Source organism: Micromonospora sp. BRA006-A (assembly GCF_033433935.1).
In the GTDB taxonomy this organism is placed as follows: domain Bacteria; phylum Actinomycetota; class Actinomycetes; order Mycobacteriales; family Micromonosporaceae; genus Micromonospora; species Micromonospora aurantiaca.
Genome location: NZ_JANCLW010000001.1, coordinates 4,347,918 through 4,360,855, shown reverse-complemented (window position 1 = coordinate 4,360,855; position 12,938 = coordinate 4,347,918). Strand labels below are relative to the sequence as shown.

At 68.7% G+C, this 12,938-nt stretch carries 11 protein-coding genes and 2 pseudogenes; 5 read left to right on the top strand and 8 right to left on the bottom strand.

Annotation, left to right across the window (positions count from 1 at the left end; all coding sequences use genetic code 11):
• From NMK34_RS19665 to NMK34_RS19650, 4 genes and pseudogenes are all read left to right on the top strand, one after another.
• Positions 1–148 (top strand): annotated as a pseudogene (locus tag NMK34_RS19665) (IS256 family transposase); the annotation flags it as partial.
• A 490-nt stretch (positions 149–638) separates the two neighbouring features.
• Positions 639–2,168, top strand: a complete 1,530-nt coding sequence (locus NMK34_RS19660) for a tetratricopeptide repeat protein (RefSeq protein WP_318334685.1) — start codon at positions 639–641, stop codon at positions 2,166–2,168.
• Between the two features lie 96 nt (positions 2,169–2,264).
• A complete protein-coding gene (locus NMK34_RS19655) occupies positions 2,265–3,260 on the top strand; it encodes a hypothetical protein (protein ID WP_318334684.1) in 996 nt (331 codons plus the stop codon).
• Between the two features lie 87 nt (positions 3,261–3,347).
• Entirely contained in the window at positions 3,348–3,686 is a 339-nt protein-coding gene (locus tag NMK34_RS19650) for a hypothetical protein (protein WP_318334683.1), read from the top strand.
• A gap of 214 nt (positions 3,687–3,900) precedes the next feature.
• On the opposite strand, the gene NMK34_RS19645 is transcribed toward NMK34_RS19650, so the two are convergent.
• Positions 3,901–4,224 (bottom strand): pentapeptide repeat-containing protein, encoded by a 324-nt coding sequence (locus NMK34_RS19645; RefSeq protein WP_318334682.1) that lies wholly within the window; start codon positions 4,222–4,224, stop codon positions 3,901–3,903.
• Between the two features lie 389 nt (positions 4,225–4,613).
• Positions 4,614–4,913 (bottom strand): transposase, encoded by a 300-nt coding sequence (locus NMK34_RS19640; protein WP_318334681.1) that lies wholly within the window; start codon positions 4,911–4,913, stop codon positions 4,614–4,616.
• Here NMK34_RS19640 and NMK34_RS19635 point away from each other — a divergent pair.
• Positions 4,867–5,400: pseudogene (locus tag NMK34_RS19635) on the top strand (L-serine ammonia-lyase, iron-sulfur-dependent, subunit alpha); the annotation flags it as partial. The gene NMK34_RS19640 and the pseudogene NMK34_RS19635 overlap by 47 nt on opposite strands.
• Positions 5,401–5,439: 39 nt before the next feature.
• Here the strand turns inward: NMK34_RS19635 and NMK34_RS19630 are convergent.
• The 6 genes from NMK34_RS19630 to NMK34_RS19605 are packed head-to-tail and all read right to left on the bottom strand — an operon-like array spanning position 5,440 to position 12,909.
• On the bottom strand, positions 5,440–6,825 hold the full coding sequence (locus tag NMK34_RS19630; RefSeq protein WP_318334680.1) for an NAD(P)/FAD-dependent oxidoreductase: 1,386 nt from the start codon (positions 6,823–6,825) through the stop codon (positions 5,440–5,442).
• Positions 6,822–7,076, bottom strand: coding sequence for a (2Fe-2S)-binding protein (locus NMK34_RS19625; RefSeq protein WP_151015975.1), 255 nt, complete (start codon positions 7,074–7,076; stop codon positions 6,822–6,824). Before NMK34_RS19625 ends, NMK34_RS19630 begins: the two co-directional genes overlap by 4 nt.
• A complete protein-coding gene (locus tag NMK34_RS19620; protein ID WP_135240899.1) occupies positions 7,063–8,208 on the bottom strand; it encodes an NAD(P)/FAD-dependent oxidoreductase in 1,146 nt (381 codons plus the stop codon). The genes NMK34_RS19625 and NMK34_RS19620 overlap by 14 nt, the downstream gene beginning before the upstream one ends.
• A complete protein-coding gene (locus NMK34_RS19615) occupies positions 8,205–9,620 on the bottom strand; it encodes an aminopeptidase P family protein (RefSeq protein WP_318334679.1) in 1,416 nt (471 codons plus the stop codon). The genes NMK34_RS19620 and NMK34_RS19615 overlap by 4 nt, the downstream gene beginning before the upstream one ends.
• A complete protein-coding gene (locus tag NMK34_RS19610; RefSeq protein WP_318334678.1) occupies positions 9,617–12,019 on the bottom strand; it encodes an aldehyde dehydrogenase family protein in 2,403 nt (800 codons plus the stop codon). The genes NMK34_RS19615 and NMK34_RS19610 overlap by 4 nt, the downstream gene beginning before the upstream one ends.
• On the bottom strand, positions 12,019–12,909 hold the full coding sequence (locus tag NMK34_RS19605) for a dihydrodipicolinate synthase family protein (RefSeq protein WP_318334677.1): 891 nt from the start codon (positions 12,907–12,909) through the stop codon (positions 12,019–12,021). Before NMK34_RS19605 ends, NMK34_RS19610 begins: the two co-directional genes overlap by 1 nt.
• Positions 12,910–12,938 lie beyond the last annotated feature (29 nt).

The following is a 12,938-nucleotide window of genomic DNA, read 5'->3' as shown; positions in this document are numbered from 1 at the left end:
CGGCGCGGTCCTGGCCGAGCAGACCGACGAGTGGACCGAAGGACGCCGCTACATGGGCCTGGAACTTCTCGCCAAAGCCCGCCTGATCACCGTTCAGCCAGACCAACACGACAACGACCAGACCGACCCCGCCCCGATCGCCGCATAACATCAGACCGGATCACGCGATGGCCGTCTCTTACACCACCAGCGCGGACGTCACCGCTCACACCCGGCGCCGTGCCGCGCCGAGGCCTCTGACCAGCGGTGATGCGGGTGAGTGGTTCGGTGTGACCTCCCAGAGAAGACCGAAGTGGTCAGCGCTGGCTGCTCCCTTCTTGCCCTACTGCCGGCTCGTCGTCCAGGGCCCGCTGACGCCAGTCGCCGGACCATCCCGCATCGACGTGCGGCTCTAGATCCGTCGCGGAGGAGCAGGTGGAGATTCCGGCAGCTGAGACTCGAATCCCACCGGCAGTCATCTGACCAGGGCTTCCTGGGCGGTGACCTCTTCGGCATGCCCGAAGTGAATGCGGCTCGGCATACGGGGGCCGACGGGCTGATCATTCGGGCCTATATTCGCCCTAGTGAAGTCGACGGGTTGGCGTAGATGGCTGCGGCGGGGGACGCGGGTTGACGCTTCGCTGCGCCAGGTCGGGGCGGTGGTCGATGAGGCGGTGGAGCTGTCGCGCGCTGGTCGTTTCGACGATGCGGTCGAGACGGGCCGCCGGGCTGTGGAGATGTTGTCTGGCTTGACAGCGCGGGACCGTGGCACGGTTCTGCCCACTCTCGTCTTGGCATGCACCAACCTGTCCTACTACTTGTCGGACGCTGGCCGGCCGGCGGAGGCGCTGGTGCGTGCGGAGGAGGCGGTCCGGCTGGCCCGGGAGCTTTACGCCGTCGACCGCCGTCACGAGGAGCAGCTCGCGGGGGCCCTGGACGCGCTCGCCAGGCGACTTATGAGTTGTGGTCGGGCGCCGGAGGCGCTGGCTGCCGGCCGTGAGGCGTTGGCGTTGATGGACGTATGTCCTGACGTGCTGCTGTCGCGGCTGCTTGAGGCCTACGCGATGGCGTTGGCGGTGACCGGCCAGCACGCCGAGGCGCTGCAGGTCAGCGACCGTGCCCTGCAGTTGCTGCGCGGGCTTGCTGTGGATCAACCGGTCGGCTCGCAGATGCACGACGCCCTGGGCAGGGTCTTGAGTCTGCACGCGAACCGGCTGTTCGAGGCGGGGCGGTGGGAGGAAGCGGTCGACGTCGGCGCCGAGACGGTCACACATTTCCGTGAGTCGATGACGGGCAGCCAGCCGCGGCGTCTGGCCTACCTGGCGACTGCTCTGAAGAACCAGGCGGTTTATGTGGCGGGAGTACGACGGGCGGCGGAGGCTTTGGCGGCGGCCGCGGAGGCGGTCGAGCTGAGCCGTCAACTTGTCGCAGCCCAGCCCGAGGTGCATCAGCCGCTGCTTGCCTCGTGTCTGGACACGTACGGCGGGCGGCTCAGCGACATGGACCGGCAGGCGGAGGCTGCGGCCGCGACCGGTGAGGCGGTGAAGCTGTATCGCGGACTGGCCGCTGTCGACCGGGCGGTATACCTGTCGAGGCTGGCCGAGGCGGTGGGCAACCAGGGAGCTGTCACCGAGGATCGACAGGCCAGCCTCGCCCTTACGACAGAGGCAGTGCAGTTGCGTCGGGAACTCGTTGCTGACAACCGGGCGGGACACCTGCGGGACCTGGCGCTGTCGCTGTCGAACCTGGCTAACGGGCTGGCCAAGTCCGGCCGGCTCGATGAGGCCTTGGCCGTCGGCGAGGAAGCCCTCGCACTGCAACGGGAGGTCGCGGCCGTCAACCGGCCTGCAATCCTGTCGCGACACGCGGAGATGATGCGGCGGCAGGCGGTGTGGCTGGACGACGCAGGCCGCACGGTCGAGGCGCTGGCGCTCGGCGAGGAAGCGATCGCGGTCGCTCGCGAGGCCGTCGCCGGCAGCCGGGCCGCCAATCTCAAGGTCTTGTCGTATGCGCTGGAGGATCAGGCGGCACGGCTCGAGAAACTGTCCGGTCGCGGATCGCGGCAGGCGCGATGGCCTGGGGGCACGCCAAGCTTCAGCAAGAAGGAGGCGCACCGTGCGCGGGTGATGGCGCGGGAGGCGCAGGAGCTGTGGGCGGAGTACCAGCAAGGTGCTTCGGCCTCCGGCTGAGCGACGCCACAGCGTGCGTCATCGCGTGGTGGTTCCGGAGCGGCCGTTCGGTGCGGTCGGGAAGATCCTGTCGGATCCGCTGCCTAGGGTCAGCGCATGTACTTCGTGTGCCGTTGGCGAGAGGGCTCTCCTCTCGGTAAGCGCGTTGTCACCCTGCCTGATGCGACCGTGCTCGACTGGTTTCGGCGCGGCTGGAAGCACGACGACGCGAAGGAGTGGATCGACAGCGAGCTGGGCGGCGACGTGTACGGCTTGGAGTCGATCTTTGAGGCGGCCCGGGAGCGTAACCTGCCGCCGCCGGAGTCGGTGAACGAGCTGCGGCAGCTGCTGACCGAGTACCTGTGGGTGGAGGGCGACGACAAGGGCGACTTCATTCGGCTCGGTGAGCACGCCCTGAGGGTGCGTACCGATGACGACGAGGTGGATCTCGCGTACTACTTCATCGATGACGACGCGGCGTCTGCCTCACCTGACCGGCTCGCGTTCCTCCTGCACGACACGTGGCCGCTGCCCACCGGCGCGGGTGGGTCGGATACCGTCTTCCGCCACACCGTTCCCGTCCGTACCGTCCGGCTCGCCCCGCCCGGCACGGACTGCACCTTCTCGGTCCGCCTGTGCTGGCAGTCGCCTGACCTATACCGGAACCTGGATCTGAACGGTGCCATCCAGTTTCCTGGCGTGAGCCTGCCGGACCTCGCCACCCACCTGGCCGTCGATGGCCCCGACAGCCGCCGATGGCCACACGACGTCCGGCTGCTACGGGCGCTTGTCGCTCCCGGGGAACACGATATGGGCCGGGCGTTGAAGCGCTACGCCCAGCTGCCCGGTTACGCCCCATCACCTGCCAGTCTCGACCGAGCGCCCGCGCATGAAGCCGTTCATCAGGAGATAACCGACCTGCTGCACATGGAGCGTCCCACCGAATCGCTGATACGGCTGGATGCGCACATCGCGCAGGTCGCCCGATACATCGACGGCTTCTTCGGGTTCGACCAGTGGATCCTGTTCGACAATCGCTGGGCGGCGACCCATCCCGACCTGGCACGCTCGCTGCTGCGCTACGCCGCCCACTGGGACCCCTACGAGAAATAGCTACGGGCGCGGGTCAATCGTCGAGGGGGTTGCCGGGTGAACATTTCGTGGAGTGCTACGTCTCCGACGACAGGGACGTTCGCAGCGGTGGAGCGGTCGGGCATCGCTGGCCTCATCGAGCGGTTCGATGCACTGCGTACCCAGGGGCGCGGGTACGTCGAAGTGCGGGCCGGCGACGTTTTCCCTGTGCTCACGCTCGGGTTCACGGAGTCCGCGGCGGTTGTCCATCGGATGACAGGCGAGGACGCCATATCCCTGCTGGCCGCCGACGAACCTGCGAGCATGAATGCGCAGGTACTGGTGCTGGACGACCTGGTCGAGTTCGCCGCGGACTGCATTCTCGACCTCGAACGCGCCTGGCAGGTCGTCGAGGAGTTCGTCCGGACGGGCGACCCTGGCCGGGCAGGAGGATGGCGCGAGTTGTAGTGACGGCCATGGCGTATGGCTTCCACGCGCTGGCGTCACGGCCAAGCCAGCACGAGATTGCTGAGCCCTTACTCAATCCGTTCTAGGCCGTCAAACGCCACCCAACGATGCGCATGGTCCAGCAACAGAGCCAGCTAGCTGGGGTAGCGCGGTTAGGCGGGTGAACGCGATGACAGCTCGGTGGCCCAACATCAACTGGACGTAACCCCGGGATCTAGAGATCGTGCGGCCACCCAATGACGCGCTCGGCGGTGACGCCTCGAAGGTCGGCTCCGTCCCACCGTGCCCCGGTGACGTCCGTGCGTCCGTACGCCGGATCGTGCGTCCTGACGTAGCCGAACCGCGCGTAGAACAGGTCGGTGTCACGCAGGTCGGCGCCCCGCAGATCGCAGCCGGCAAAGCTGACACCGCGAAGAGACGCGCCCCGAAGGTCGGCGCCACGGAAGTCACACAACTTGAACGAGTGCCCATCCAGGGTGCGATGCCGAAGATCGCGACCCGCGAACGATTGCCTCGTCGCGCGGAGCGGGGTGCTCACCCGCGAACCGTAGCGTGGTCGCCCATTGCCGAACCAGCGGTTTCTGCCCACTCACTTGCGGGGCATCCCGTTGCGCAGGACCGCTGCTTCGCCCGCACGTCGTGACGCGCGGGCGCCAACCCGAGCTTGACCGTTAGTCGTAGACCTCAGGCCGCCACAGAGTCTCTTCTCTGCGATCCGCCTCCAGCGGAGCCTGAAGCAACGGATGATCTCGTAACCGGCGGGGTCGCTTCCTGGTCAGATCGTGCCGCAATCGCTGGATGCTCTCAGACACGCGGATACAGACCCAGAGCAGGGCCAGCGATGCTGCGAGGGTGAGCAAGCCGATGCATATGAGGCTGCCAAGTGGACTCATCGGCGGCTCCTTAGTGAGCGTTTGAGAAGCCGGTTCAGGTGCTGGTTGCCTGGGCCGGTTTCGTGTTGCGGGCCAGGCGGGTGACCATGACGTGGATCATGGCCCAGGTGACGAAGGCGGCGTGGCTGGCGGGTAGGTGTTCGTAGTCGCGGACGCAGCGGCGTTTCTTGCTGATCCAGGCGAAGGTGCGTTCGACGACCCAGCGGCGGGGCAGCACGACGAAGGTGTGTTGTCCGGGGAGTTTGCGGACCAGGTGCACGGTGAGGTCGAGGGCGATCGGCTCGGCGTCGGCCGGCGGCCACACGGCGGCCGGCGCGGGGTCCGGGGGGATCATTCCGGCGGTGCTGCACTACTACACCCGGTTCGTGCCGGGTGCCTCCGAGGAGGGCGTGGTCCGGTTCCTGCTGGCGGCGGGCGCGATCGGTGTGTTGTTCAAGGAGAATGCGTCGATCTCCGGGGCCGAGGTGGGCTGTCAGGGCGAGGTGGGTTCGGCGTGCTCGATGGCGGCGGCCGGGCTGGCCGAGGCGCTCGGCGGTACGCCGGAGCAGGTGGAGAACGCCGCCGAGATCGGCATGGAGCACAACTTGGGGCTGACCTGCGATCCGGTGGGTGGCCTGGTGCAGATCCCGTGCATCGAGCGCAACGCGGTGGCGAGCATCAAGGCGATCACCGCGGCCCGGCTGGCGTTGCGGGGCGACGGGGTGCACCACGTGTCGCTGGACAAGGTCATCAAGACCATGCGGGAGACCGGCGCGGACATGAAGGTCAAGTACAAGGAGACCGCGCGGGGCGGGCTTGCCGTCAACGTCATCGAATGCTGAGGGCACCTCCGCGCCGGCCGTGATTCGTCGTGCGCGAGATCAGTCGTCGCCGGCGAGGTCGGCAAGCATGATCGGCTGCATCAGCGTACGAGACGCATGTCCCTGAAGATCCACTGAACTCACCGGCCGGGCCGATTCTCGGGCGGTGAGGCATGCTGTGGCGTAACCACATGTTCGCCCCTGGCACCAGCCCATGCCGGCGCGGGTCAACAGCTTCGTGCCCCGGGCATCGCCCGCGGACAGTTCACGCACCGCCTGCCGAACAGCGCCTGCCGACACCTCCTCGCACCGGCAGACGAGTGTCTGGTCGTCACACAGGTCGGGCCAGAAGGGCGGCACGGGATGAACCGCATGCAGAGCGGCGGCGAAACGACGCAGCCTACGCCGGATCCGCAGCAGCCTACTGCGCTCACCCGCACGCAGTGACCTCGCACGACCGAGAGACCGGGCGACCGCGTCCCCGGCGAGGTGCCCCTCCACGAGCGCCAGCTTCGCCCCGCCGACGCCGGTCACCTCGCCCGCTGCGTACACGCCCGGTACCGAGGTCGCTTGATCAGGCCCGATCCTCACCACGAGACTGCCGTCGCGGTCCATGAATGTCTCGCATCCCAGGGCGACAGCCACCTCCACCTGCGGGGTGAAACCGAAGCCGACGGCGAGACCGTCGCAGCCGACGTGTCTCTCGCTGCCGGGCACCACCGAGCCCTGCGGGCTGATCGCCGCCACCGTCACCCCGGCGAGCTGATCGTCGCCGTGCGCGGCCACCACAGCCGTACGCCGCCGATACGGCACCCGGCGACGCAGCATCCGCCACCCGTACCGGCCTGCCTCGGTCAACTTGCTCGCTGCGCCGAGAACCGCACCGACGTGCCGTGCATACCGGACAGGGTCGTTCGCCTCGTACACGCCGACCACCGTGGCGCCGGCGTCGGCCAAGCCGGTCGCGACCGGCAACAGAAACGGTCCGGTACCCCCGACGACGACGCGGCGCGCGAACACCACCCCTTGACCCTTCAGCAGGGCCTGAGCTCCACCGGCGGTGACCACCCCCGGCAGATCCCAACCTGGGAAAGGGACAACCCGGTCATGCGCTCCGGTGGCGATGACGAGTCGCCGGCCGTACACGACCGTGGAGTGCGTGTGGACGGCGAACTGCGGACCGACGTCGTCGGGGCGAGACTCGACGAACCACACTGCCGCGTCCGGATGGTGATCGAGCTGGTCGAACCGTGCGCGCAGACCGGCGAACACCGCCCAGTCCGTGTGGCCGTGGGCGTCCGCACCGGGTCGGTGCCGCCAGTACTGTCCGCCGGGACGCGGCCCGGCATCCAGGACGGCCACCCGGCAGCCGGCATCGGCCGCCGTGACCGCCGCGCCCAGACCGGCCGGTCCTGCACCGATCACCACCAGGTCGTACGTGCTCATGTTCCCTCCCGCCGCTCGTCCTGAGGTTCGATCACGTCACCGCTGCGGGCGACCACCAGACAGGCCCGCTGCGACGGCACACCGTTGACCGTGACGAGACAGTCGAAGCACACGCCGATGCCGCAGAAGACCCCCCGGGGGCGCCCTTCGACGCGTGTGCTCCGCCAGGATCGGATCCCGGCGGCCAGAAGGGCCGCGGCGACGCTCTGCCGCCCGTCGTGAGGGATCGGGCGGCCGTCAAAGGTGAACATGGTGACGCTCCGGTGCGAACGGTCGCAGATCCACGTGCGGCCGGCGGTCGGTCAGCAGTGCGGCGATGGCGTGCCCGGTCGCCGGGGCGAGGCCGATACCGGCGCCCTCGTGGCCGGTGGCATGGTAGAGCCCTGGCACGTTCTTGTCCGCGCCGATGATCGGCAGGTGGTCCGGACTGTACGGCCGGAAACCCCGGTAGGCGCGGATCGCGGAGACGCCGGCCAGGATCGGGAACAGACGTATCGCAGCCGCTGCGAGCCCTCGCAGTGCCGGCAGAGACATCGCCGGGTCGAAGCCGACATGCTCCCGGCTGGACCCGATCAGGATCGTGCCGGCGCGAGTCCCCTCCACCACCGGGGAGATCTCCAGCCCAGCGGTGCTGCGCTCGACGTTCGCAACGTAACCGGCGGCGTAGACCTTGTGCCGCACGAGCTCTGGCAGCGGCTGGGTGACCAGGACGAAGCCACGTCGAGGCAGGATCGGCAGCTCGACGCCCGCCAACGCGGCGACTCTGCCAGCCCATACGCCGGCGGCGTTCACCACCCTGGTCGTTGACAGCAGGCCATGATCAGTCCGCACAGCTCGGATCCCCCCGGTGCCGTCCCGGAGCAGGCCGACGACGCAGGTGCCGGTCAGTACCGTTGCCCGGGCCGCACGGAGCAGGTGCGCGGCGGCGAGCATTGGCTGGACCTGCATGTCCTGGGGATAGTGCACCGCACCGACGAGATGGGGGGACAGGTGCGGCTCGTAGCCGGGCAACTCGTGCGAGGCGACGGCGTGCGCCTCGACGCCCGCAGCACGCTGACGGTCCGCGAACGCCGACAGTGTGTCGTGCTCTGACGCCGAGGCCACCACCAGTCCGCCCTTACGTTCCAGTTCGATCTGCGCATCGCCCATGGTCTCGCCCAGTTCGCGCCACAGGGCGACGGAATGAAGCGCCAGGCTGAGTTCCGGGCCGGGTGATTTGTCGGACAGGAGGATGTTGCCTTCGCCGGCCCCGGTGGTGCCGGACGCGACGCCGGCCCGGTCCACCACTGTCACCGTCAGGCCGGCCCGTGCGGCGTAGTAGGCGCAGGCGGCACCGGTCATCCCGGCGCCTATCACCACCACGTCCGCGCCGGCGTCGATCACGACGCCACCCGGTGCATCCACGCCTCGATCTCGTCGGGGCGTCGAGGTAGCCCGGAGGAGAGGACTCGACAGCCGTTGTCGGTGACGAGGACGTCCTCCTCGATCCGAATCCCGATTCCGCGCAGCTCAGCCGGAACCAACTCGTCGTCAGGCTGGAAGTAGAGGCCGGGCTCGACAGTGAGCACCTGGCCGGCGGCCAGCCGTCCGTGCAGGTAGCTGTCAGCGCGGGCAGCCGCGCAGTCGTGGACGTCCAGACCGAGCATGTGGCCTGACCCGCACAGCGTCCACCGCCGGTAGAGCCCGGACTTCTCGGTCAAGGCGCGTTCCGGCGGCACGGGCAGCACGCCCAGGTCGGCGAGGCCGTACGTCAGCACGGTCATCGCCGCCCGATGGAACGCACGCCAGTCGGCGCCCGGCTTGAGGCAGTCCAGAGCTGCGTCGTTCGCCTTCAGGCACAACTCGTAGAGATCGCGTTGCAGCGGACCGAACCGGCCGGACACCGGTAGAACACGAGTGATGTCTGCCGTGTAGAGCGACCTCGTCTCGGCGCCGGCGTCGAGCAGCAGCAGGTCCCCGTCGCGGACCGCGCCGTCGTTGTCGATCCAGTGCAAGGTGGCGGCGTGCGCACCGGCGGCCACGATCGAGTGGTATCCGACGTCGTTGCCCTCCAGGCGGGCCCGCTGCCAGAACACCCCCTCCAGGTAACGCTCGGACGTACGCTTCGCCATCGGCAAGGCACGCACCATGTCCTCGAAACCGCGGGTGGTGATGGCTACCGCCTCTTCCAGCTGGCCGATCTCCCAGTCGTCCTTGACCAGCCGCATCTCATCCAGTACCGCGGCGAATTCCAGGTCGCCCGGTCCCGCGGCGTCGGCCGTCAGGCCATCCACGTGCACGTCGACTCCACGCAGCACGCGGGTCGGAACGCCCCGTCCGGACAGGACCGACTCCAGCTCGGCCAGATGACGGGTCGTCACGGCCAGCCGCCGACGGCTCTCTCCCAAGGTGGGCCGGCGTCCGGCCCACAGTTCCCCATACATCCGGTCACGGAAGAACTCGGGCGTGCTCCGGTCGGATCGAGGGCGAAGAAAGAGCACCTCCTCACCGTCCGGCTCGATGACCAGGACCCCGTCTGAGGACTGGTCGCCGGTCAGCCAGACATAGGCAGAATGCGGGCGGAACCGATAGTGCTGGTCGTTCGAACGCCTCTTGAAGCTTCCGGCCGGGACGACGAGCCGTTCCCCGGAGAAACGGCCGTGCAGCTGTCTCCGGCGTGCCGCCGCCCAGCCGGCGACCTCGTCGACCTGTGTGACGTGCCGCTCGCTGTCCGCCCACCCGGAGAGCATGAACTCCTCCAGCGCGGGGCTGACCGGCAGATCGTGACTACCGGTGTGCAGGTCGACCCGTTTCATGCGGCCTCCTCGGCGGGGCTGGGTGGGGGAGTGCAGAGGGTGATGGTGCGTAACGAGGTGTAGAAGTCCAGTGCGGCTGTGCCCTGTTCTCGAGGGCCCTGGCTGGACGCCTTCTCACCGCCGAACGGCGCATGGAAATCGACTCCGGTGGTGGGCGTGTTGACCCGGATGAGACCGGTGTCGATGGCCCGGACCACCTCGAACAACCGGCCGATGTCGCGGCCGTGGACGGACGTCACCAGCCCGTACCGAACGTGGTTGACCAGAGCGGCCGCGGCGGCCAGGTTCGGCACGGTGAAGATGCTGGCCAGCGGGCCGAACGTCTCCTCGCACGCGACCGGATGGCCGGGGTCGACCGAATCGAGCAGCACCGGCGCCACATAGAGGCCGTCAGCCGGGGACGCGAGACGAGTGAGAACCCGGCCTCCTGCCGCGCGGGCTGCCGCGACGCCGTCGAGAACCCGGCGGCGCGCGGCGTCGGTGATGACGGGACCGACTGCGACGCCGGCATCGGCCGGGTCGCCGACGCGTAGCCCCGCCACCGCGGCCACCAGGGCTTCGGTGAGCGCGGTGGCATCGCCCACCACGATGATTCGCCGGGTCGCGGTGCACTTCTGGCCCGCATATCCCATGGCGGCACCTGCCAGCATCGTGGCAGTGGTGGCAGGGTCGGCGTCCGGCAGCACGACCGCGGCGTTCTGTCCGCCCATCTCCGCCTGAACCGGCAGCCCGGCGCGAACGGCGGCGGCGGCGACACCCCTGCCGACCGTCGCGGAGCCGGTGAAGGACACGACGTCAGCCGCTTCGACGACGGCCTGTCCGGTGTCCGCACCTCCCGGCACCACATGGAGCAGATCGTCGGGCAGCAGCCCGTCGAACAGGCCCGCCACCAACTCGCCGCAAGCCAGCGCCTCGGGTGACGGCTTGAGCAGCACTCCGTTACCAGTGGCGAGGGCCGGTGCAGCCTTCCACAGGGGGATGGCCAGTGGAAAGTTCCACGGCGTGATCAGACCAGCCACGCCCCGCGGCCGGCGTTCGGTGAACAGCAGTCCCGGCTGATTCGCCGGCAGCGTCGGCGCCAGCAGGTCGCCGATCGCCGCGAAGCAGGACTGGGCGTAGTAGTCGAGGATCGCAGCGGCCCGGCTGACCTCGGCGTTCGCCTCCACGACCGGCTTGCCCACCTCACGGACGATCAGGGCAGCCGCTTCGCCGGCCCGAGCCCGCAGCCGGTCCGCCGCCCCGCTCAGGGCCGCGGCGCGGCCGGACGGCTCCCGACGACGCCAGGCGTCCTGCGCGACACGGACCGAATCGGCGAGCTTCCGCACACCAGCAGGAGTGACCGGGGCATGCTCCGCGACGACATCGTCCGGCTTCTGAGGAGAACGGCTCTGAATGAGACTCAACATGAATCCCGCCGGGAAAGGGTCCTCGGGGTCGAGGAAGAACTGGGCGGTACCGGTAAGCCACGCCCGCCCGGTGACTGTCGGCACCACCGCGGGCCGACCGGCGACGGTGGTCGTATCGACCAGCCGACCGGAAAACCGGCTGCCGATTATGGATTCGTTGACGAATTCCTGTCCGAGGGGGAGCAACCCGCGGGCGTGCAGCTGTGCCATCCTCGCCGACGTGCCGGTTCCACAAGGGGATCGGTCGAACCAGCCGGGATGGATGGCCATGGCGTGGCGTGACAACCGGGCGGTCGCCCCTTCCGCAGCCAGGTAGACGTGGTGGCATCCGGAGATGTGCGGCTGCTCGGGGTGCACAGGCCGAGCGGTGTCGTTCACGCCTCTCATGACACTGAGACCCACCTCCAGCAGCCGTTGTTTGTCCGTGCGATCCAGTCGCAGGCCCAGCTCCGGCAGGTCGACGATCGCATAGAAGTTGCCGCCGAACGCGAGGTCGTAACGGACGTGGCCGTAGCCGGGAATCTCGACCAGGGCGTCCTGTTCCACCAGGAAGGAAGGAACGTTCTGGATGGTGACAGCGGTGGCGCGGCCCTGCTCGATCTTGGCAGACGCCACCACCAGTCCGGCCGGCGTATCGAGGCGGATCGTGGTCACCGGCTCGGTGACCGGCACCATCCCGGTCTCCGCCAGTACGGTGGCCACACCGATCGCACCGTGTCCGCACATCGGCAGGCACCCCGACACCTCGATGAAGACCACACCGACATCGGCGTCCGGGCGGGTGGGCGGCTGGAGGATCGCACCTGACATGGCGGAGTGCCCGCGCGGCTCGTACATCAGAAACGTGCGCAGGTCATCGCGGTGGTTCGTCAGGTACTCCCGACGTTGCGCCATGGTGTCGCCCGGCAGGAGCGGCGCGCCTCCGGTCACCACCCGGGTGGGCATTCCCTCCGTGTGGGAGTCGACGACGTGAATGACGCGGCTGCTGCGCATCAGCGGTGCCCTGCCGCGAGCAGCCGTTCGGTCGTGGCACGGATGACCTCGGCGTCGGCGGGGGCCAGTGGCTGGCGCGGCTGGCGCGCGAAGCCACCGGGACGACCGGCGACATCCATGGAAAGCTTGATCGCCTGAACGAACTCAGTGCGCGAATCCCAACGGAGCAGCGGATGCAGTGCCCGGTAGAGGAGGACGGCCGTCCTGAGATCACCCGCCGTCGCGGCCTCGTAAAGACGAACGCAGCTCGCCGGAATGGCGTTCTGGTAACCGCCAATCCACCCCACCGCGCCCGCGATCAGGAATTCGAGCGCGACGTCGTCCGCGCCGGCGAGGATGTCGAGACCAGGCGCCGTCTCGGCGATCTGGTACGCCCGGCGGGCGTCGCCGCTGAACTCCTTGACCGCGACGATCAAACCTTCGTCGTGTAGACGCCGCAGCAGGTCGGGTGTCAGGTCCACCCTCGTGTCCATCGGATTGTTGTAGGCGACGATCGGTAGACCTGCCTTCGCCACCTCGCGGTAGTGGGCCAGCACTGCTGCCTCGTCAGCGCGGTACGTCGTCGGTGGCAGCAACATGACGGCCGGGCAGCCTTCCTCCGCAGCCTGCTCGGTCCAGCGCCGTGCCTCGTCGGCACCGTAGGCCGAGACGCCTGGTACGACGGCGAACCCATCAGGGGCGGCTTGCACCGCCGTTCGCACCACCGAAGCCCGTTCCTCGCTGCTGAGCGCCTGGTATTCACCGAGGGAACCATTGGGGACAACGCCATGGCAGCCGTTGTCAGCGAGCCACCCGACATGTGCAGCGTAAGCATCGAAATCGATGCCCTGGTCGGCGTGGAACGGTAGAGCGGTCGCTACAAGAACCCCACGCCACGGCGCCATTTCCATGCGGCCTCCATCGGTAATATGTTACACAG

Coding starts and splice junctions, on each gene's coding strand:
- NMK34_RS19630 (WP_318334680.1), bottom strand. CDS start 6,825: ATGAGCACGTACGACCTGGTGGTGATCGGTGCAGGACCGGCCGGTCTG.
- NMK34_RS19605 (WP_318334677.1), bottom strand. CDS start 12,909: ATGGAAATGGCGCCGTGGCGTGGGGTTCTTGTAGCGACCGCTCTACCG.
- NMK34_RS19615 (WP_318334679.1), bottom strand. CDS start 9,620: ATGAAACGGGTCGACCTGCACACCGGTAGTCACGATCTGCCGGTCAGC.
- NMK34_RS19640 (WP_318334681.1), bottom strand. CDS start 4,913: ATGATCCCCCCGGACCCCGCGCCGGCCGCCGTGTGGCCGCCGGCCGAC.
- NMK34_RS19655 (WP_318334684.1), top strand. CDS start 2,265: ATGTACTTCGTGTGCCGTTGGCGAGAGGGCTCTCCTCTCGGTAAGCGC.
- NMK34_RS19625 (WP_151015975.1), bottom strand. CDS start 7,076: ATGTTCACCTTTGACGGCCGCCCGATCCCTCACGACGGGCGGCAGAGC.
- NMK34_RS19610 (WP_318334678.1), bottom strand. CDS start 12,019: ATGCGCAGCAGCCGCGTCATTCACGTCGTCGACTCCCACACGGAGGGA.